At 37.5% G+C, this 20,643-nt stretch carries 21 protein-coding genes; 2 read left to right on the forward strand and 19 right to left on the reverse strand.

The genetic code is table 11. The features are described from left to right. Window positions 1-20: 20 nt before the first annotated feature. From murC to RGU12_RS17325, 7 genes are all read right to left on the reverse strand, one after another. Window positions 21-1,319, reverse strand: a complete 1,299-nt coding sequence (gene murC / locus RGU12_RS17295) for a UDP-N-acetylmuramate--L-alanine ligase (RefSeq protein WP_309537164.1) — start codon at window positions 1,317-1,319, stop codon at window positions 21-23. Window positions 1,320-1,653: 334 nt separating this feature from the next. After that, window positions 1,654-4,623, reverse strand: coding sequence for a DNA translocase FtsK (locus tag RGU12_RS23845; RefSeq protein ID WP_309537165.1), 2,970 nt, complete (start codon window positions 4,621-4,623; stop codon window positions 1,654-1,656). A gap of 300 nt (window positions 4,624-4,923) precedes the next feature. Next, window positions 4,924-5,721 carry a DUF1444 domain-containing protein gene (locus tag RGU12_RS17305; protein WP_309538277.1) on the reverse strand — a complete coding sequence of 266 codons (798 nt, stop codon included), beginning with the start codon at window positions 5,719-5,721 and terminating at the stop codon, window positions 4,924-4,926. Window positions 5,722-5,774: 53 nt separating this feature from the next. Then, window positions 5,775-6,089: a thioredoxin family protein gene (locus RGU12_RS17310; RefSeq protein ID WP_309537166.1), complete on the reverse strand. Its 315-nt coding sequence runs from the start codon at window positions 6,087-6,089 to the stop codon at window positions 5,775-5,777. A 98-nt stretch (window positions 6,090-6,187) separates the two neighbouring features. Beyond that, window positions 6,188-6,685 carry a hypothetical protein gene (locus RGU12_RS17315; protein ID WP_309537167.1) on the reverse strand — a complete coding sequence of 166 codons (498 nt, stop codon included), beginning with the start codon at window positions 6,683-6,685 and terminating at the stop codon, window positions 6,188-6,190. 139 nt (window positions 6,686-6,824) lie between these two features. Then, a complete protein-coding gene (locus RGU12_RS17320) occupies window positions 6,825-7,340 on the reverse strand; it encodes a DUF84 family protein (RefSeq protein ID WP_309537168.1) in 516 nt (171 codons plus the stop codon). Window positions 7,341-7,400: 60 nt separating this feature from the next. Continuing rightward, window positions 7,401-8,474: a M42 family metallopeptidase gene (locus tag RGU12_RS17325; protein WP_309537169.1), complete on the reverse strand. Its 1,074-nt coding sequence runs from the start codon at window positions 8,472-8,474 to the stop codon at window positions 7,401-7,403. A 168-nt stretch (window positions 8,475-8,642) separates the two neighbouring features. Between RGU12_RS17325 and RGU12_RS17330 the strand changes: the two genes are divergently transcribed. Next, entirely contained in the window at window positions 8,643-8,951 is a 309-nt protein-coding gene (locus tag RGU12_RS17330; protein ID WP_309537170.1) for a PepSY domain-containing protein, read from the forward strand. 39 nt (window positions 8,952-8,990) lie between these two features. Here the strand turns inward: RGU12_RS17330 and RGU12_RS17335 are convergent, their stop codons facing one another. Both RGU12_RS17335 and trmB read right to left on the reverse strand, forming a co-directional pair. Further along, the gene (locus tag RGU12_RS17335) at window positions 8,991-9,836 is read right to left on the reverse strand and encodes a YtnP family quorum-quenching lactonase (RefSeq protein ID WP_309537171.1); all 846 of its coding nucleotides are present in this window, start codon (window positions 9,834-9,836) and stop codon (window positions 8,991-8,993) included. A 105-nt stretch (window positions 9,837-9,941) separates the two neighbouring features. Beyond that, entirely contained in the window at window positions 9,942-10,586 is a 645-nt protein-coding gene (trmB, locus tag RGU12_RS17340; RefSeq protein WP_116351803.1) for a tRNA (guanosine(46)-N7)-methyltransferase TrmB, read from the reverse strand. 182 nt (window positions 10,587-10,768) lie between these two features. Here trmB and RGU12_RS17345 point away from each other — a divergent pair, with 182 nt between their 5' ends. Continuing rightward, complete coding sequence (locus tag RGU12_RS17345; protein ID WP_116351804.1) at window positions 10,769-11,047, forward strand: YtzH-like family protein; 279 nt, start codon at window positions 10,769-10,771, stop codon at window positions 11,045-11,047. Here the strand turns inward: RGU12_RS17345 and RGU12_RS17350 are convergent. The 10 genes from RGU12_RS17350 to RGU12_RS17395 all read right to left on the reverse strand — a co-directional run bounded on the left by RGU12_RS17350 (window position 11,042) and on the right by RGU12_RS17395 (window position 20,490). Continuing rightward, a complete protein-coding gene (locus tag RGU12_RS17350) occupies window positions 11,042-11,830 on the reverse strand; it encodes a phosphotransferase (RefSeq protein WP_309538278.1) in 789 nt (262 codons plus the stop codon). The two genes, RGU12_RS17345 and RGU12_RS17350, sit on opposite strands and share 6 nt — an antisense overlap. Before the next feature lie 176 nt (window positions 11,831-12,006). Then, window positions 12,007-12,942 carry a diacylglycerol/lipid kinase family protein gene (locus tag RGU12_RS17355; RefSeq protein ID WP_309537172.1) on the reverse strand — a complete coding sequence of 312 codons (936 nt, stop codon included), beginning with the start codon at window positions 12,940-12,942 and terminating at the stop codon, window positions 12,007-12,009. A gap of 89 nt (window positions 12,943-13,031) precedes the next feature. Continuing rightward, window positions 13,032-13,775 carry an NERD domain-containing protein gene (locus RGU12_RS17360; RefSeq protein WP_309537173.1) on the reverse strand — a complete coding sequence of 248 codons (744 nt, stop codon included), beginning with the start codon at window positions 13,773-13,775 and terminating at the stop codon, window positions 13,032-13,034. Between the two features lie 15 nt (window positions 13,776-13,790). Further along, complete coding sequence (locus RGU12_RS17365; RefSeq protein WP_309537174.1) at window positions 13,791-14,477, reverse strand: LrgB family protein; 687 nt, start codon at window positions 14,475-14,477, stop codon at window positions 13,791-13,793. Further along, window positions 14,474-14,863 carry a CidA/LrgA family protein gene (locus RGU12_RS17370; protein ID WP_309537175.1) on the reverse strand — a complete coding sequence of 130 codons (390 nt, stop codon included), beginning with the start codon at window positions 14,861-14,863 and terminating at the stop codon, window positions 14,474-14,476. Before RGU12_RS17370 ends, RGU12_RS17365 begins: the two co-directional genes overlap by 4 nt. A 15-nt stretch (window positions 14,864-14,878) precedes the next feature. Further along, window positions 14,879-15,448, reverse strand: a complete 570-nt coding sequence (gene thpR, locus RGU12_RS17375) for an RNA 2',3'-cyclic phosphodiesterase (RefSeq protein ID WP_309537176.1) — start codon at window positions 15,446-15,448, stop codon at window positions 14,879-14,881. A 75-nt stretch (window positions 15,449-15,523) separates the two neighbouring features. Further along, entirely contained in the window at window positions 15,524-16,492 is a 969-nt protein-coding gene (locus tag RGU12_RS17380) for a nuclease-related domain-containing protein (RefSeq protein ID WP_309537177.1), read from the reverse strand. Window positions 16,493-16,729: 237 nt separating this feature from the next. Beyond that, window positions 16,730-18,139 carry a dipeptidase PepV gene (gene pepV, locus RGU12_RS17385; RefSeq protein WP_309537178.1) on the reverse strand — a complete coding sequence of 470 codons (1,410 nt, stop codon included), beginning with the start codon at window positions 18,137-18,139 and terminating at the stop codon, window positions 16,730-16,732. A 475-nt stretch (window positions 18,140-18,614) separates the two neighbouring features. Next, entirely contained in the window at window positions 18,615-19,775 is a 1,161-nt protein-coding gene (locus RGU12_RS17390) for an ABC transporter permease (protein ID WP_309537179.1), read from the reverse strand. Next, entirely contained in the window at window positions 19,768-20,490 is a 723-nt protein-coding gene (locus RGU12_RS17395; protein WP_309537180.1) for an ABC transporter ATP-binding protein, read from the reverse strand. The genes RGU12_RS17390 and RGU12_RS17395 overlap by 8 nt, the downstream gene beginning before the upstream one ends. Window positions 20,491-20,643: the final 153 nt, after the last annotated feature.

Below are 20,643 nucleotides of genomic sequence, written 5' to 3' on the forward strand. Positions count from 1 at the left end.
TCGCAAAGGTCCTTTTTGGATTAAACAGAAGCCTTTTCGTACGCGTCTTGAAATTTTTGAATATCTCCTGCTCCCATAAAAATCAACACACTGTTCTCGTGTTTTTTAAGTATAGAAGTATTATCCTCTTTAATTAATTCAGCCCCAGGAATCTTACCTTGTAAGTCAACGATTGAAAGTTCCCCTTTATTCTCGCGAGCTGAGCCAAAAATATCACAAAGATATACTTGATCCGCTTTTTCCAAGCTTGTCGCAAAGTCATCTAAAAATGTCTGTGTTCTTGTAAACGTATGTGGTTGGAAAATGGCCACTATTTCACGATCAGGGTATTTTTGTCGTGCCGCCTCAATAGTTGCATTGATTTCTGTCGGATGATGTGCGTAGTCATCAATTAAGATTTGATCTCCTACTCGCTTTTCGGAAAATCTTCTTTTCACACCCTGGAAGCTTAATAAACGCTCTTGAATAATGGACACATCAATATTTTCATAATGGCAGAGTGTAATCACACCCAAAGCATTTAATACATTATGGTTTCCATATCCATGGATTGAAAAAGTAGCAAAAAATGTATTACGTACAAACACATCGAAGGTCGTACCCTCTGTGCTCTTTTTAATATTACGTGCCTGGAAATCATTTTCTTCACCAAATCCATAGAAAACAACTGGAACCTTTGCTTGGATGCTTTGAAGGTACTCATCATCTCCACATGCAATAATTCCCTTTTTCACCTGAAGTGCCATTTCTTGAAAAGCATTAAATACATCATCAACATTTGCGAAATAATCTGGATGGTCAAAGTCAATATTTGTCATGATCGCATAGTCAGGATGATAGCTTAAGAAATGTCGTCTGTATTCACATGCTTCAAACACAAAGTTTTTATTATTCTCGGATCCAACCCCAGTTCCATCACCAATTAAATAAGAAGTTGGTTCTGCTCCCTGCAACACATGTGCAAGTAGGCCAGTCGTAGAAGTTTTTCCATGGGAGCCTGTTACAGCAACGCTCGTATATTGTTTCATAAACTCACCTAAGAAACGGTGGTATCGAATAACAGGTAGCCCCATTTCAATTGCTTTTGCTATTTCTTCATGTGTATCAGGATAGGCATTCCCGGCAATAACCGTCAGACCTTCATGAATATTGTCCTCATCAAAAGGCAATATCTTTATTCCTCGTGCCTCTAAGGGCATTTGTGTGAAATAAAATTTTTCATGGTCAGACCCTTGAACTTCATAATTCATATCATGAAGTATCTGTGCCAATGAACTCATGCCAGTACCTTTGATTCCAACGAAGTGGTAAACTGTCATATAAAGAACCTCCAACAATGTCTATCTGTAAGACAGTATATGAAATTCATCTAGTTTTGATAATTGTACCCATGATTTTGAGATTGGTGCTAATGAATTTTATGTAATATACAATCATCTCACATTTTTTCATTATAGCACTAATCAATGGTTAAGACCATTACGAAAAAATGACTAGAAATTCGTCGAAGATATGTAGTTTGTCCCACATACTAAGAACCAGTGCGGGATAAGTTACCCTTATTATGAACGTTGGAGCATAGAAATAACCTTTCGCTAATGTAGTTTTAGGGTCTTTTTAACTAAAAAAACGAAAGGCCGATAACAAAAGTTATCAGCCTTCATAAAACTCAGCAAGTTCCTCTTCCGTTATTAACACATCACGTGGTTTACTACCACGAGATTCCGAGATAATTCCCTGTTCCTCCATCATATCAATGAGACGCGCTGCACGATTATAGCCTATTCTAAATCGTCGTTGTACACTTGAGGTAGACGCTCCCCCATGTTCTAAAACAAACTCACATGCTTCTAAAAACAACTCATCCTCATCATTTGAGATGGAAGCCTTCTTTAAAAGCTCGTCTTGCTCAAACATATAGCTTGGTTTCATTTCTGCTTTCACGAAATCAACAACAGCTTCGATTTCATCATCGGAAACAAAATTTCCTTGGACACGAAATGGCTTAGATGAGCCATTCTCAAGGAATAGCATATCCCCTTTACCAAGTAGCTTTTCTGCCCCGCTAGAGTCAATAATTGTTCTAGAATCCACCTGGGAAGAAACTGAAAATGCGATACGTGTTGGAATATTTGCCTTAATTAAACCAGTGATGACATCAACAGATGGTCGTTGTGTCGCAAGAATTAAATGGATTCCACACGCTCTTGCTTTCTGAGCAATTCGGCAGATGGAATCTTCCACATCTCCTGGTGCAACCATCATTAAATCAGCCAACTCATCAATGATTATGACAAGGTATGGGAGCTTTCCGCTTTTTTCATCATGCTTTTTCACCATTTCATTATATCTGCCAATATCACGAACTCCGGTATGAGCAAATAGTTCATATCGTCTTTCCATTTCCTCAACTGCCCACTTAAGAGAAGCCGTTGCCGCCTTCACATCCGTAATAACAGGACTCACAAGATGAGGTATATGATTATATGGCGCAAGCTCGACCATTTTCGGATCAATTAAGAGTAGCTTTACTTCATCTGGAGAAGCCTTATAAAGTAAACTAACAAGCATCGCATTAATGCAGACACTTTTACCAGAACCAGTCGCACCGGCGATTAATCCATGTGGCATCTTTTGCAAATCCGTCACAATTGGCTTACCCGAAATATCAAGACCCATAGCCACGGTTAATGGGGATTTATTCGATGTAAATTCCGAGCTTTGGATAATTTCTTTTAAAAGCACAGGCTTGCTTTTTTTATTCGGGACTTCAATTCCAATTGTGTTTTTTCCTGGAATCGGTGCTTCAATTCGAATATCCTTCGCAGCTAAGCTCAATTTTATATCATCTGTTAGGTTTGTTATTTTATTTACCTTCACCCCAGGTTCAGGATGTACTTCGAATCTAGTAACAGCCGGACCCTGAGTTACATTCACGACTTTTGCTCCCACTTTGAAATTTCGAAGTGTTTGGTCAAGAGTATTTCTCTGTTCTAAAAGCCACTGACTGTCATCGTGCTGCTCGGCAGGCGGTGCATTTAAAAAAGAAAGCCCCGGAAACGAGTAGCTTGAGATCGGCTCTTCGTCTGGTGGATGTATTTCTAATTCCTGCTGCTTGGCTTGTTCCATTTCTGTAGATGTTTCCTGCAGAATCGGTTGTTCCTGTTTTTTATCAGATTCGGTTTGCTCTTTAGCATCTGGCTGACTTACTTGTCTCGTTTCCTTTTGCGACAATTTCTGTTTATCCTTTTTAAACATTAAAACATTAAAAGGAATATGGGACCTTCTCGGCTCCGAATTTATCTGTTCTTGTTTCTGTATTTGTTCAGCGTGTGAATCAGCCTCGTCCACTTCAACGGAATCCTCATTTCCTTCCGCTTTATGTTCTGTACTTACTTCCATACTATCCGTATCATCAGTAGGCTGCTGTGGTTCTTCCACCATACTTTCAGTTTCTACCATATCTTGTTCAATCACATTCGGTTCAATAGAAACATCAGGCACTTCCGTGGTAGAAGTCAGTATTGGCTTTTCCTCACTAGTAGAATCCTGGGTTGATACCTGTACTGGTGTTTCTTCACTAATAGAATCTTGGGTCGAAACCTGTACTGGTGTTTCCTCACTAATAGAATCTCGGGTTGAAACCTGTAACCGTGTTTCCTCGCTAATAGAATCATTAGTCGAAACCTGTACTGGTGTTTCCTCACTAATAGAATCATTAATCGATACCTGTACTGGTGTTTCCCCACTAATAGAATCTTGGGTCGAAACCTGTACTGGTGTTTCCTCACTAATAGAATCATTAATCGATACCTGTACTGGTGTTTCCCCACTAATAGAATCTTGGGTCGAAACCTGTACTGGTGTTTCCTCACTAATAGAATCTCGGGTTGAAACCTGTAACCGTGTTTCCTCGCTAATAGAATCATTAGTCGAAACCTGTACTGGTGTTTCCTCACTAATAGAATCATTAATCGATACCTGTACTGGTGTTTCCCCACTAATAGAATCATTAGTCGAAACCTGTACTGGTGTTTCCTCACTAATAGAATCTTGGACATATGGCTTCGAATAATCTAGTTCTTCCTTAGCTTCTTCTTCCCTTATTAGTTGGTTCGCAAAGCTGACAACCTTTTGCTGCTTTTCTACATCGGAAACAATCTGAAGTTCAGGTTTCACTTGCTCAGTTCGTAGAATTGTAGGAGCAACTTCCTCTTGTGCTTCTTTCCATGCCCTAGCAATTGATTCTGTATCCGTGATAGGTGTTGAAGGAAGTTCAAACTCTATTGTTTCATGAGGCTTTGGCTTACTTAGACCATATACTGGGGAAGGCGTTTCAGTTGGCCGAAAAGGTTGTTTCTCCTGCACCTTAACAACGGGTTTAGGATTCGTATTCCTTTTTGGTTGTGAGGTACTATTTTGTTGAGTCCGCCTTCTCTGCACCTTTTCAGTTTTTCTGATTTCTTGATCAGGAATGACTGGAAATCTGAATTTCCCCTTCGGGTATTCATATGTAACTCTTGCCTCAATATGTTTATTCTGTCGGATTTGAGTCGTATTTATTTCAATTGGATCTTCATCGTCCGCCTTAAAAAAATGTAGTAATCTTTTTATCCAATTCACAACTATCACTCTTCCATTTTAATTCTATTCCTTATCCCGCATTAACGGGCAGTAAGATTCCCATCTAAACACAACTTTGGTATAAACGAAGAAGTTTTAGGAGGAGGGATAACTGCCCGTAAAAGCCCGAAAGTACAAAGACTAAGAACGCCACGTCCTGTGGCAACGTCTTTATGACCCACATCGTGTGGGCCTCAGCTAACATTCAGTAGGGAATGAAAACACCCCCTACTGATTGTAGTTTCACTTTATTGTAACAAAAAAGCCGCTAGTTTTCCTAGCGACTTTTGATTTAGTAGATTATTTTCTTGGTCGATTTTTCCCAAGGATAAATATTGGCTCAAGCTCACCAGCTTCATATAAAAATGAAAGTGCTGTAATCGGTACACGTCCACTTGCAAAAAAGCTCATGGTCATCTGTGCAAGAATGTCATATCCCGTTTCATTTTGAATATCCACTATAATCAGAACATCCTGATGTGGTACGGCTACTGCCATCGTACCTTTTATTTGCTGACTCATTTTTTGTAAAAACGCATCATTCAAAATACGGCTTGCATCATACCCATCATTTTTATTGATAAAATAAAAGGTATTTCCTGCAACCTCATCCGTTTTATACGAAACATCCAGTGAACGAAGATTGAATCTTGCAATTTCACGAATCCGTTCAAACTTCCAATTTTCTTTTTCAAGTAGTCTCTTATCAATTAAACGATATGTTTTTCCTAAATCGAGTGCATAATAAATTCTTGTTTCTGCAGTATGATCATCATACACTAAATCTTCCCCATCATTTGATTGAGTTGGAAACGAGGTGGAGCGAATGACAGGAAAAATATTTTTTTCTTTTCCTTCAAGCTCAAGCTCAGTATTCATAACCATTAAGGATTCTTCAATGTAATAAATAACCTCATCAAGACTTGCTTGGCCTTCTTCTTGGTATTTTGCTACAATCCCAGGAAGGGTAATAGTTGTTCCTCTTTTCGTTTCCTTATCCTCGATGCGTAATGTATCCTTTTTAGGATCGAAAGAAAATTGCCAGTTATGCTTTGCAAGTTTATCTTGAATGATTTTCTTTAATTTTTTCGAGTCCATTTTCCTTCTATTGTTTGAGTCCATAGAATCTTTCTCCTCTCTTTTCTATATTCTTAAGAGAGCTCATTAATGAATTGTTCAATTTCTTCCTTCGTTTTACGGTCTTTACTTACAAATCGGCCCGTTTCTTTTCCATTCTCATACGCCACAAAGCTAGGAATACCAAACACATTTAAGGTTGCACACAAATCAATAAATTCATCACGATCTACATAGTAAAATGTATAATCAGGGAAAGAACTTTCAATTTCAGGTAAGAATGGGTCGATAAAACGGCAATCTGGACACCAATCTGCTGAGAACATTAGAATGGTTTTTCCGTTTTGGATAATCTCTTGATATTGATCTATATTTTCAAGTTTCTTCATGTTTATAACCTCCAAATTCCATATGCACTTATTATCATATATTCTTTGTCTAAAAACAAATAAAAGCCCCTACCAAGTAGTGGGGCTTTAGCGCACATTTAATACTGAACGGATGAAACAATTTTCATCATCTCTGAAGCACTTTCCGAGATCTCACTTACCTTCACTTCTGTTGTCATTTTTATACCGCCTATGCCAACAGTTACAATGTAAAGCTTGTCCTCGATTTTGTATGCTTTTACATATCCATATCGTTCTTTGTCTTTAAAGGTTTGATCGACCATAAATTTCTCTGCGTCGATTTCCTTATACAGAGCATCGCTGGTTCGTTCTTCATTTGGATTTACAAATAAAATAAAGGTCTGATTTCCTTTTTGAAGGATTACGTTGTTTTCATCCTTCTTTTCTATTTTCATAGTAGAAGGTAGATAAAAAGATACATCCCCATTCTCACTATTTGTTTTTTCAGGTTGGGCGTTAAATGCCGTTTCGACAGAAGAAATTGTTTCTTTTGATTCATCTTCAACTGATGCACAACCTGTCAAAAGTCCTACTATTAATAATAAGGTTAGAAAAAGGACCTTTCCTCGTTTCAATTTTCTCTCACCCCTTAAACAGGTAGACTTACCTCTATTTCTCTATTTCCTATAATAAACCTATTATTTTCTAGGTTGCAAGACTAATCTTATAATTTTAATCAATATGTAATAAGTACCATTTTTAAAACAAGGACTTTTAGTTATTTTTCCTGTATGTATATTGACCGACTAGGAGTTTGACGACATGGGTAAACATATCTTTTCGATTAACATAGTGATTGGTAAAAATACCAATTGCACCTTCATGACTGCGAATATCTTTTTGTTTTGTGAATTCCGCCATGACGTCTCCTAGTTCAATGCCTTTTTTTAATTCCTCAGCAATCTCATCAGGCAGAAGGATTCTAGCTCCACCAGCAATGATTGGTTCATTATTCTTGTCAGTGATTGCGCCCCAATTACATAAAAATAACCCAATTTCGGAGTCGACAACGCCACCCTCAAGTCCAATCCCAAGGTCGGTACCTTCTTTTTCTAGAGCAGATTTTGCACGATTGATTGCCCCCCGAATGGTTTCTTCATCTGAAAAAGGCTGGACAGATACACCTGAGGGTACGGAAGTAGGGGAGAAGTTTGCTTCAATACCAGCAAATCCATTTATAATTGCATCTACTTTTGCAGGATTTTTCGTACCTATTGCAACTTGTAACATCAAAAAACACCTCATTTCCATAATGAATGCTCGGCAAATGCCGAGCACGTTTACATATTATTACCCATTTTGACGAATGGAATCAATAGTTGTACGGTCTGATGACTTTACTAGATTAACAAGTAATTCTTTTGCAGCTGCATAATCATCAACATGAATAATTGAAGCATGTGTATGAATATAACGTGAACAAATACCTATAACGGCTGATGGCACACCTTCATTTGCAAGATGAACTTGGCCAGCATCTGTTCCACCTTGAGAAATAAAGTACTGATACTTTATGTTATTTGATTCAGCAGTATCCAAAACAAATTCACGCATTCCACGATGTGTAATCATGGACCGATCAAAAATACGAAGCAAAGCACCGTGTCCAAGTTTACCAAAGGCATTTTTATCTCCTGACATATCATTAGCTGGGCTTGCATCAAGCGCAAAGAAAATATCAGGTTTGATCATAGTTGCAGAAGTCCGTGCCCCTCTTAAACCAACTTCCTCTTGTACAGTTGCTCCAGAGTAAAGAGTATTTGGAAGGTCTACTCCATGTAACTCCTTCAATAACTCAATGGAAAGTCCACAGCCGTAACGGTTATCCCATGCCTTAGCTAAAATTTTCTTTTCATTAGCCATTGGTGTAAATGGACAAATCGGTACAACTTGCTGACCAGGCTTAATTCCAATACGAATCGCATCTTCACGATCGTCAGCACCAATATCAATGAGCATATTTTTTATATCCATCGGTTTATTACGTTGGCTTTCTTCTAGAAGATGTGGTGGGATTGAACCGATTACCCCAATAACAGGACCATTGTCTGTAATAATTTGAACTCTTTGTGCTAAAAGCACTTGGCTCCACCAACCACCAAGTGTTTGGAAACGAAGCATTCCATTTTCAGTGATGGCTGTGATCATGAATCCAACTTCGTCCATGTGGCCTGCGACCATGACTGTTGGAGCATTAGCATCACTTCGACGTACTCCAAAAATACTACCTAATCCATCTTGTACAACCTCATCTGAGTATTTTTCTAGCTGAGAGCGCATAAACTTTCTTACCTGGTGTTCATTTCCTGAAGCTCCGGGAAGCTCTGTTAACGTTTTAAATAGCTCTAGTGTATCCTGTTTCACTGTTATTCTCCTTCCGGTTTTAAAAACGTGGCGTTTTTTGTTGGATTCTATTTATGTACAATATTTAGTATATCGAAATTGTTTTTTTGTTACCATAGGGAACATAGCGATTTTTATAAAATCTAGTTATACTTATGGTAAGAATTAAGATGTTTTAGGAGGGAAAAAATGAGCTGGAATAAATTTCTACTTGGCTTTGGTGTCGGTTTTGCAAGTGCTCTTCTGCTAAAAGAAGCACTAAGTGACTCCTTGATTCCAGGTGACAAAGCATTAAAAATTGCAAAAGAAGCTTTCAAAAAAAATGGTCCTATTGATGGATCCTGGATTCAAATGAATCCTGAAGATTTCTCAAAGTCAGGAATTCAGTATCAAGTGTATAAAGGTGGCATTTCCCGTAAATTAAATCAAGAAAGCCACCAATATGAATTCGTGATGGATGCAAAAACAGGTTCTATTTTAGAGGTGAACCCTCTATAAAACAGATTAGCTTATAAGAAGACCTTATAAGCTATTTTATTATTTACGGACTCTTTTCAAAGAATCAATTATTTCTCCCGATTGATTCCATTTGATTGCTCGATAATAAGCATCGTGGTAAAAAACATACCATGCCTCTGTTTCAAGACCTTTTTCCATCCATTTTTGTTTTTGCTCAATTGATTTCATTGGGTAATCATCATATGCCAATACCCATAATACATTTTGGTGTGCATGGGTTGGCATAATATCAGCCATATGAATCGCCACTTCCTTTTGGCTTTTAAATAAGATGATGGAATGACCATCACTATGCCCACCTGTATGTACCATTGTAATTCCATCAACAACCTCTAGCTGCCCTGAGAATGTCTTTACTTGATGTTGAATTGCTTCCCAATTTTCCTTCCAGTACGTCGCTTTTGAACGGATATTTGGGTTTCGCATTTCTTCCCATTCCACATCAGAAGCATAAATGATAGCGTTCTCAAAAGTCGGAACTAATTTACCATTATCCCATTTTGTAAGACCGCATGCATGATCAAAGTGAAGATGAGTCATTAGGACAAGATCAATATTGCTTGTTGATAGCCCAAGTTCTGCCAATGATTGATCAATGGAAGATTCCTCAAGCACTCCAAAATTTCGCTTTTGTTTATCCGATAGCTTCCCATTACCAATCCCAGATTCAATCAAAATATTTTTTGTACCAACTTTCACAAGAATTGGATCGGTTCGAAGCTCTATTTGATTTTTATCATTATGCGGATATTTTCTGGACCATAGTGGTTTAGGGACAACACCAAACATAGCTCCGCCATCTAAATTTGTTACTCCGCCATTTAGCCAAGTAAGGGTAATATCACCAATTGTTAGCTGCTCCATTCTTTCCTCACCCCTCATGTTATGATGCCTTCATTTTATCATTATTAAGAAAATTATAAAATAAAAATCCCATAAACCGATTGGTTCATGGGATACGTTTTGCTTTTATTTATTCTGATATCGAACTTCGGAACGATAAATAGGATGCCCCATCTCGGAAAATTTTTCTTCATACTCTGTCATGATATTTCCTTCAAAATCAGATTTATGCAAATCAAGGCTTACAAATGTCAAAAGAAGGCCATATTCCGAAAAACTCCTAAGCGAGTATTCAAATAACCCTCGATTATCCGTTTTAAAATGGATTTCTCCCTCATCAACTAGAATGTCCTCATACATTTTTAAAAATGATTTGTAGGTTAGGCGACGCTTCTCATGACGGGTCTTTGGCCAAGGGTCACTAAAGTTAAGATATACCCTGTCAATTTCACCTTTTTCAAAAAAGTCCCTAAGGTTTGCTGCATTTTGATTCAACAATTTGATATTCGGAATTTCTGCTTCAATTACACGATCTAACGCAGAAACGATCACACTTTCATATAATTCAATCCCAATATAGTTGATATCAGGATGAGCTTTTGCCATTTCTGTCACAAATCTACCTTTTCCAGTACCTACTTCTATATGAATCGGATTATTGTTTCCAAAAATTTGATTCCAGCTTCCTTTATGTTCAACTGGATTATCGATTACGTACTGTGGGTATGATGCTAATTTTTCCTTCGCCCACGGTTTATTGCGTAAACGCATGATTGCCACCTCATTTAAGTTGTATCGCACAAAAGGATAACATGTCCAAACCATTCGTGCAAGCTTACTTTGTCGTTAAAAAACTCAAACCCATGCATTGTGAGTTTGAGTTTACATCGTATAAAAAAGGTCATTTCATGGAAATGTAGTATATAGACAACATCAAAAAGGAAGTGTTTTTAATGCCTCTAGATTATACACATCAAATGGATATTTTAAAGGATATCCTATCTAATCATCAAATGGATTGCTGTGGTACAGTTGCTGAGTGTGAGCAATTAGGCCGATTAATTCAATCTCTCATTGCAAACCCGAACATTGACCAGAGCGTAAAACAGGTATTAACCGATGTCTATTCTTATAGTCAACAAGGGCAATATACCCAACATCTTGATAACCATATCGAATCGCATCAAAACCAAATCAGCCAGTGGATATCTGATATTGACCAATACTCATAACAACTTCTCTAAATATTGCAGCCAATGAAGAACTTCTTTTTCCTTATTTTTCAACTGATACCAGCCTAAGAGATGTAGGGATTGTGCAACGACATACCATTTCATACGGAGAAGTAAATGATCCGTTAGTTCCATTCCGTAAAGACTGATCCATTTTGGCCAGTCTTCTTTTTTTATATACCAATGTAAAAGCATACCAATATCAACTGCTGGGTCAGCAATCATTGCTCCATCCCAATCAATTAAATAAAGTTCATCATCATCTGATAATAACCAATTATTATGATTGACATCTGAATGGCAAACGACGATTTGGTCTGTCTTAACATTATCTTGTTCTTTCTCTAAGAACTCGATGGCTTTGTTCACAATATTCATTTTTCGTAAATCAGGATGTAATTTGCGTACAACATCTTGCAAAACATCCTTTGCTTCTATAGGCTTCTTCCCTATACGTCTTAGCATATCTAAAAGCTCATTCGACTGGTGAATTTTTTTGAGCAAACCTGCTACATTTTCACCATACATATCGACTGGTTTTAGTTCTCGCCCACTAAGCCATTGTTGTGCAGTCACAACATCGCCATTTTCTAGACGCTTTGTCCAAATTAGCTTTGGAACAATTCCCTCTGCTGAAAGGACGGCCAGAAATGGGGACGAATTTCTTTTTAGAAATATTTTTTTATCATTCAATTGGGCAAAATACGCGTCTCCCGTTGAACCACCCGCTGGGGAGAATTCCCACTCGTTGCCTAATACGTATGTAAGCCAGTTTATCTCCAATTTCAACACAACATTTCCTAAAAAATCTTAAAAAAAAATGACAGCTATTGACGATCTATATAACAATAGCTATCTTACTAAATTTTAGCGTTCAATTACAATTAAAGTCAAGAAAAAGTAACGTTTCTGTTATAAATAATAGGAAAAATAACACTAGTAAATGATACCAATTAGGATCATTTTACCATAAAGGAAAGTTTCCTATGTTGGACTTCCACCTGTATAGGAGTTTGTCCAATTAATTCACCATCTGCATGCACTAGTATTTTCTCATCTGATTCTACCTTAATGTTTGCTCCTTTATGTTGAGCAATTTCTTTAAACTTTGTATGTGCGCCAAAGAACACAGTTACAAAGACAAATAACAGCTTTACTCTTGAAAGATTATGAACAACTGTTATATCAAAAAAACCATCCTTTGGATTAGCCTTTGGGGCAATTTTCATACCCCCTCCATAAAATGGTTGGTTTGATACTGTTACAAACCAAACATTCTCATATTGATAGTCTTTGCCATCAATGTGTAACGAGACATTTGTAAGGCGATAGGTAAAAAGAAGGCGTATTAAAGCGCCAACATAGGCTATAGACCCTATATGTATTTTATTTAAGTACTTTTTCATTTTCGATTCATTTGTTAGCTTTGAAACGGCTGCATCAAAGCCTGTACCTAAGCTACTAACAAAATAAGAGCTGTTCGATTTACCTCGGACCTTACATTTTCCAATGTCAAACCATTTTCCCTTACTAGCCTTGTTTCGAACGATGAAGGACAGTGCGTCTAGTGGGGACTTTGGAACATTAAATCCTCTAGAAAAATCATTTCCTGATCCTGCAGGGACGTAGCCCACTTTTATCTCAGGATAATACACCATCCCATTTACAACCTCATTAATCGTACCGTCCCCGCCAACAGCAATTACAGCCTCGACCTTGTCTTCAAACATAGAACCTATTTGTCGTGCTAATTCTGCTGCATGGTTTGGGTATTTTGTAAAAAAGGATCGGTAATCGATTTTTTTCTTTTCAAGTTCTTGCTTAAGCTTGTTCCAAACCCTTAATCCCTTTCCATTACCGGCCTTTTGATTCACAATAAAAATGAATAGTTTCATAGTTTACCCTCTAGAAAATTCGACATACATGCTTTAATAGTATTTTATATTCTTAAAGAAGGCAATATAAAAAAGGATGCTCATGCACCCTAGTCCATTCTACGAACACAAACTGTCTGACAGTATTGCAGTAAAGCATTGCCAGCTTTTAATTGCATGTGCTTTAATGGAGAACTCATTTTTCTTAAAGAGGTAAACCACTCTTCATAATTTCTCTTTTCCACTAATTCTATGTCATAAGGAACAAGCGGAAAATCAAAGAAACCTGTCCGATTCAAGATTACTTTTCGAATCGGTAGTTCAATACCATATAAAGAATATATCGTGCGGACAATCCCATCCATGCGATCAAGTTCAATCATTGGCGATAAGACTTTTTTATCATGGCGACCCCTTTTTTCCGTCCAAAACCGTTCATTTGAGCCTAAAAACACACTGTTTTCTTCACCTTCAAGGATAGTAATTAACCAGGTTGTTGTGGGGCTGATGATAATAATTTCCACTTCAACAGGTGCATTTTTTAATTTAAAAATAGGTTTATATAGCACCAGGTTGGTGTCTGGGAACCGTTGAAGAAAATATTTTAAATTCGGATCATGGTAAAATTCCCTGTCGACATATGATTTTTCTCTGATTGTAGAGCTCGCCCACTTCAACTGAAATTCAAAAATATGGTCCAGAAATTGTTGCTTGTGCTCATCGTGTGCATCTGTACTTTTATCTTTCGTCTTACCCCATTGTTGCTTTTTTAGGCGGATAAACTGTCCGGGATACCGGAACATATCCACCTCATATCGTGAAATATAATCTTGCAGTTTGATTAATTGTCCCAACTTTATTACACCTCATTATAATAAAAAAGAAACCAGCACCGGCAATATAATTGACGTATAAACAGCGCTTAAAATCATCGCAATCGAGCTAATTGCCCCTTCATTTGTGCCAATTTCCAATGCTCGTGATGTACCAATTCCGTGTGAAGCGGTCCCAAACCCTAAACCCACTCCAACAAAGTGATCGACCTTGACCCATTTTAATAGGATTGGACCAAACATAGCACCCGAAATTCCGGCAATCATCACATAGACGGCTGCAAGTGCAGGGATTCCACCTGTTACACTAGCGATATCCATCGCAACCGGTGTCGTAACTGATTTTGGAGAAATGGAAAGTATGATTGTAGGATCTATTCCTACTATTTTTGAAAAATAAAGCCCTGTGGCAATTCCAGTAGTAGAGCCTACAAAGACACCTATTATAATGGGCATGAAAAATTCTTTTAAAGATTTTCGATTTTGATATAAAGGATAGGCTAATGCCACCACAGCAGGTCCAAGCAGTTCATCAATCCATTTTCCTCCCAACATATATGTTTCATATGGTATGGAGAAAATAAGTAGGAAGATAAGGATGACAAAAGTAGTCGTAGCAATGGGCACTAGTAATGGATGAGTTACTCGTTTATACAGCCTTGTCATCAATAAGAAAATAACAATCGTACTAATGACGGAAATAATTGTTAAAACGATATTCATGCCCCGTAACCCTCCCCGAGATCCTTGCTTTGCTTTTTCCTAGTTGCAATTTTTTCACCAACTACACTGGAGATCAGCATAACAAGAAATGTACTCAATAATACAATGACTACCGTGATAATGCCCTTCCCATTAAAAAAGGATAAGTAATCCATGATCCCAACGGTTGCCGGTACAAAGAGAAGGGCTAAATAGGTAAGCAAAAATTGTGCTCCATCCCCTAACCATTTTTCTTTGACGATTTTTGTATGCAACAAGAAAAACAACAAAATCATCCCAATAATACTTCCCGGTATGGCTGTTTGTAAAAGCCCTTGAATCAAGGTCCCTAGCCAATAAATCAGATACAAAAACGCAATCTGAATAAAAACTTTAACAAATCTCATCGAAAGTTCCCCTTTTTATTTCAACGAAAAGATAGATAACGGCTGATATTTTGGCGAGCGGTTCAAGTGGGTTTGGTATAACACAAAATGCCCTGCCTCAAAGATTGATTTTTCTTCCTTCGGTTGTACGATATCCTTCAGTTGTGTGGGCAAAAATGGACTTTCCGATTTCCACCTTCGTGCCATTGTAATATGCGGGGTAAATGATCGCTTATCAAGGGAAAATCCCAAATCTGTACACGCTCCATACACATCTCGTCTTAGTGCACGTAATTTCTCGTTCTCCTCTACTCCAGCCCATAGGATGCGAGGAGAATCCGACTTTCCAAAGGTGCCCATTTCATTTATTTGAAGCGTAAAACGTTCGTGCTTCTTCGCAATTTCGGGCATTTTCTTCTTAATGTCAGTCAGTTGTTTAAATGATGCCTGCCCTCCTAAAAAAGCAAGCGTAATATGTAAATCCTCAGGATGAACCCAAGACTTGAACTTTAGCCTAGGTTCCAGCATTTCTCGCCATTTGTGTAATAACTCTTTTGTCTCGGCTGGAAGGGCGAGTGCAAGAAAATAATGGGTTTGCTGCTCCATATAAAAGCCCCTTTTACAGTATTTATTGTATCATTTTAGCAAACTTACGGGTAAAGGGAAACTTAGGGTGGGGGATTAGATTTCGTTGAAGAAATAAACTCGGTGACGTCTAGTGCCAGCGTGTTTTAATTGAAGAGAGTACAAAATATTTCTTGCTGCCGTTGGGGATGGGAGATTTAAGAAGTCTCTTAGTTGGCTGTTTGTAATTGTGTTGCTAATGATTAATTGATAGTCAATTATTGATTCGAGATAAGCTTTATTTGAGGAGTGTTGACAGTATTTGCAATGCCATTGCCTTTCAGTTCTATACATGGGAAGTTTGTCACACTTCGGACAAGCTACCCCTTTAATTAAATCCTTCTGATTTATCCCAAATTGTTTAAGAATATCTCCATCAAATGGAGTATGTTTTTTCAAAAGTGATTTTGACAATTTTTGAAGTTGTTTTTTCTCGTAAATTATTTTTTTATGTCTCTTTTCAAATAGTTCTATTCTTGAAAGAAAACTGGTACTTTTAATGACCTTTTGAATTTGATTGTGACCTTTACTTGCAGAAATGATAGAAGTTGGATTTGTAAAAACAACTAAACTTTCGCTTAGGATTGGGGGGAATTTTAATTGTTGTAACAAACGCCTAAACTGCAACTGGTGTCTATTTATTTGTGCAATTGGGCAGGAGTATGCTTTTTTTCTATCGTCAATTGTTTGAATCAATTGTTCAAACTTCCCGTCAAAATAAAGCTCTCCACGATAATTTTTAGCATCAATGATTAAGATATACGTTGGACTCATTAAAAGGATGTCTATTTCAAAGAAATGTTCACCGGAGATATCTGGAAGACGTAAATTATGTAGAGTTAGATAGTCTTTTTCTTTTAAAAAGCTTAAATAATACTTTAAAGATTGCTCGCCTCGGTATCCTGACATTCTTTTTCTGAATTCCTCACGAATTTCTGCATATTTTGGATGAAATTCATCTACTCTTCTTAGAAGCGCCTCCAATTTTCGTAATCTAAGTGGCATTTCTAATTCTTTTTTGATCATTTAACCAACTCCTTTATTATCGATAACTCTTTTTTCTACATAAACAGCTAAAATCCTTTAAATTTCACACGAAGTTTTCCGCTTGAAAATTTCTATCGACTTTATTTTGGTTCTATCGATTTTATTTGAGTTCTATCAATTTTATTTCGGTTCTATCAACTTTATTTAAGTTCTATCGATTTTAGCAAAATACAATATAAAAGCCCGCCATCCATGGCGGGCCACTAACTTCCTCAATTATTTTGCCAGTTCATATATCGCCTGAGCATAAATAGCGGTAGCTTTTAGTAAGTCTTCTACTAAAATAAACTCGTCCTTTTGGTGGGCAACATCAGGTCGTCCAGGGAACAATGGTCCAAACGCAACGCCTGCTTCTAAAGATCTTGCATAGGTACCTCCACCAATTGAAACTAATGTCGCTTCTTCGCCTGTCTGTTCTTCATACACATTTTGAAGGGTTTGAATCAATGGATGATTTTTATCGACATGATGAGGTGAAGAATTGCTGTAATTTACAAGCTCGAACCCAATCTTCTCACATACCTCTTCAATTTTCTTTTTCGTACCATCCATATCATTGGTTACTGGATAACGTAGATTTAAACCAAGGCTTCCACCATCTGCTTTCGTGTAAGCAAGCTTACCGACATTGATGGTCAAATCACCTGTGATGTCGTCACTATAAGCAACACCTAAATTTCTTCCTCTGGAATCTCCTACAAAATACTCAGTCACCATACTTAAATAATGCTTTGCTTGTTCATCTAATGAATACCCTTGTAAAAAGGATGCTAAATATAAACCCGCATTTTTCCCATGGTCCGGCTCCATTCCGTGTGCGGACACGCCTTCTAATTCAAACACAACGGTGTCCTCATCACAAAGGCCTCGTCCCATTAATGAATTCTTGTCTAAAAACGCCTGAAATTCATTCACCATTTCCTGCAAATTGCCTTTCCCTTCAAGCTTCGCCTCGGCAAAATCCGGAACCATGTTATAGCGACGACCTGAGTTGAAAGACGCCAATTGAAGCTCAGCAACTGAAGTTGACTGAGATTTTTGAACTAGGTCAAAATCTGCAATTCCTTTTTCAGCGTAAATGATTGGAAAATCTGCATCGGGGGCAAAGCCCATTGTCGGCATTTCTTCGTGTTTGAAATAATGGTCAACACAACGCCAATCACTTTCCTCGTCTGTTCCAATTATCATTCGTACACGCTTTGAGAGCGGAAGATTTAATTCCTTAATGATTTTCATCGCGTAATACGCAGCCATTGTTGGTCCTTTGTCGTCTAATGAACCTCTGGCAATCATTTTTCCATCATGAATTTCTGCGCCATATGGATCACTGGACCAGCCATCTCCTTCTGGCACAACATCAATATGGCATAAAATCCCGATTAATTCTTCTCCAGAGCCCATTTCGAGATGGCCAGCATATCCATCAAGGTTTTTCGAGGTAAAACCATCCTCACTACCTTTTTCCAATAGATAATGAAGTGCCTCATCAATCCCAGCCCCAAATGGTGCAGTCGGGCTTCCATTCTCCTCATCAAGGACACTTTTTATTTTCAAGAAATCCTGAGTATCTTTAATAAGTTGATCTTTACGTTTCTCTACTTCTTCATGCCAGTTAATCTGTTCCATCTGAATTCTCCTTACAAAATGATCAAAATAAAAATCAAATACACCATGGCGTATTTGCGCTTGATTTTTTTAGGCCCAAACGAGGTGGGTCACAAAGACGTGGCGTTTTTAGTCTTGGCTCATTTCTAAAAGATTGTTGCTTTTCAAACTCAGGGTGATTTTAGCTCCTGGCACTCGCTTTCCGCCGGCGATCCGCAAGCCTCCTCGCTCGTGCCTCACTGCGGGGTCTCGCTTGGCTCGCTGTTCCCGCAGGAGTCTCGTGCCATACGCTGAAATCACAGGAAGGCCAATATTTATTATGTCCCTTCGTACATCAAATCCAAAAACAACAAAGTTTACAAAAACAGCCTTAGTCTTTGATCCTAAGCTCGAAAAATTTCCTTTGAAAAATCGTAGCATCCGCCGGAGGCTTTAATTTTATTCAGCCCAGGGAACCGTCATAATAACGGTTTTCTTTTAATACATTCGCCAACCACTATAGAAGTATTCTACTTATGCTGATTAAAATTAATATCAGTCCTACTATTAATATTACAGGAAGCGAAATGAAATTCACAATATAGTGTTCCGCCTGAATACGAATAATATCATCTTTTCTTACGTTGACGATAAAATGATTGGCCATAACCCGATTTACTACAATCTTAACCCACATTCTAAGAATGATAATAAATCCAAAAAAGATTAACCATTTGATCCAGATCGGTGGAATGATTAACAAAGCCCCTGTTGTAATACTTGTGATTTGAAGACATTGAAACAAATAAGACCTGTTCCGAAAAAATACTTTTATACATAATTCTTGCAAGCTTCTCCTGGGATTGCGGTTTTTAAAAATTCGTTTTGAGTTTCGATAAAACAGTGGGCTCCGTTTTTTTTGACTCGGTACTTTTTCGACGTATTCTGAAAAAAGAAAAATACTTTTTACATATACGAGCTTTGCTTGCTTCTCTATGTCAACATCGTTAGAAAAGGTTGTAAGCCTGTTTATCCTTCTAGAAGAGTTCCTTATAAATAACAACCATTGAATACCACTGATGATAAATAAAAATAAGACAGACGTATCAAGGGTCCACATGACTAGTCTTGTAGTGAAAATCCAACATGCAAGGAAAATCAAAATCGTATAAAGGCTCTTTTTCCATGTTGAAACAATACCATCTAAGTACTGTTTCCATCCAAGAATGAGTGCCTTTAAGCTAATAAAATAAATAGCAATTACAAAAATTTCACCCATGGATAGGGTGTAATGATTGAATAAAAATGGAGCCAAAACAGCAATTAAAACTAGGATGCCAATACTATGTCCAGTCACATATAGATTTCTTGTCCATTTTTTCAAAGTGATAACAAGGGGCCGTTTTTGTAATAAAAATAATTGGTCCGCTTCCTCCAAAAATGTCCGAATACGTCCCTGCCAGCAATTCAAATAAAGCAAGCTAACTATAAATGAAAGTGGGATACCATTTATCCAACTTGGAATGTCTGCCCACCATGTAAAATAATGATAACCGCCAATCACAATGACTGGAATGAATAAATATAGAAAAATTGTCCAGTCTACAACACTTCTAAATACGCCCCATTGATACGCTAGTTCCTTACGAAATCGGGTTAAAAAAAGGCTTTTATTCATATGACGACTCACCTTGCACAATTTGGTTAAAACATCGGAGAAGCGAGCCATCATGTAGATTAGCTTTTTTACGGATATCATCAAGCTTTCCCTGTGCCTTCAGTCTACCATCTGCCACTAATAGGAAACGATCACACACTTTTTCAGCAGTATCTAGGACATGTGTACTCATCAAAATCCCAGCACCACGTTGTTTTTCCAAATCAATAAGCGTTAAAAAATTCTGCATTGCCATCGGATCTAATCCAACAAATGGTTCATCAATTATATAAATATCGGGTTTTATGAGAAATGCAGTAATAAGCATAACCTTTTGCTGCATTCCTTTTGAAAATGTACTTGGAAGCTTATGAATCACTTTTTCCATATGAAAGAGTTTAACTAACCTCATTGCCCGCTCATTAAAGTAAGCATCTTCAATCTCTATTACCCCCGCTGCCAAATCAAGATGCTCCCATAATGTCAATTCATCATAAAAAACCGGTCTCTCCGGGATATACGAATATGTATGATTATTGAAAAAATCAATTTTCCCATTGGTATTTTCTAATAATCCAAGAATCGTTTTTATTGTTGTACTTTTTCCAGCACCATTGGGTCCTATGAGCCCAACAATCTCACCTCGGTTGATTGAAAAAGAAAGATCCTCTACAATCTTACTATTTTCTTCATAACCTGAATTCTGTATTGAGACTTCCAATAAGGTCTGTTCCATTAACAATCCCTCCGCTACTACTTACGAAAACACATCAAAAAAGTTCCCTATTTTAGACAAGGTTTACCAAACTGTAATAAAAATGTAAAAAACAGAATAGTAGAAATAATTTATGATTATAATAGAACCAAATGAAGATTTTTGACAATTTAT

It is taken from the genome of Ferdinandcohnia sp. QZ13, from assembly GCF_031324165.1.
GTDB lineage: Bacteria > Bacillota > Bacilli > Bacillales > Bacillaceae_L > Ferdinandcohnia.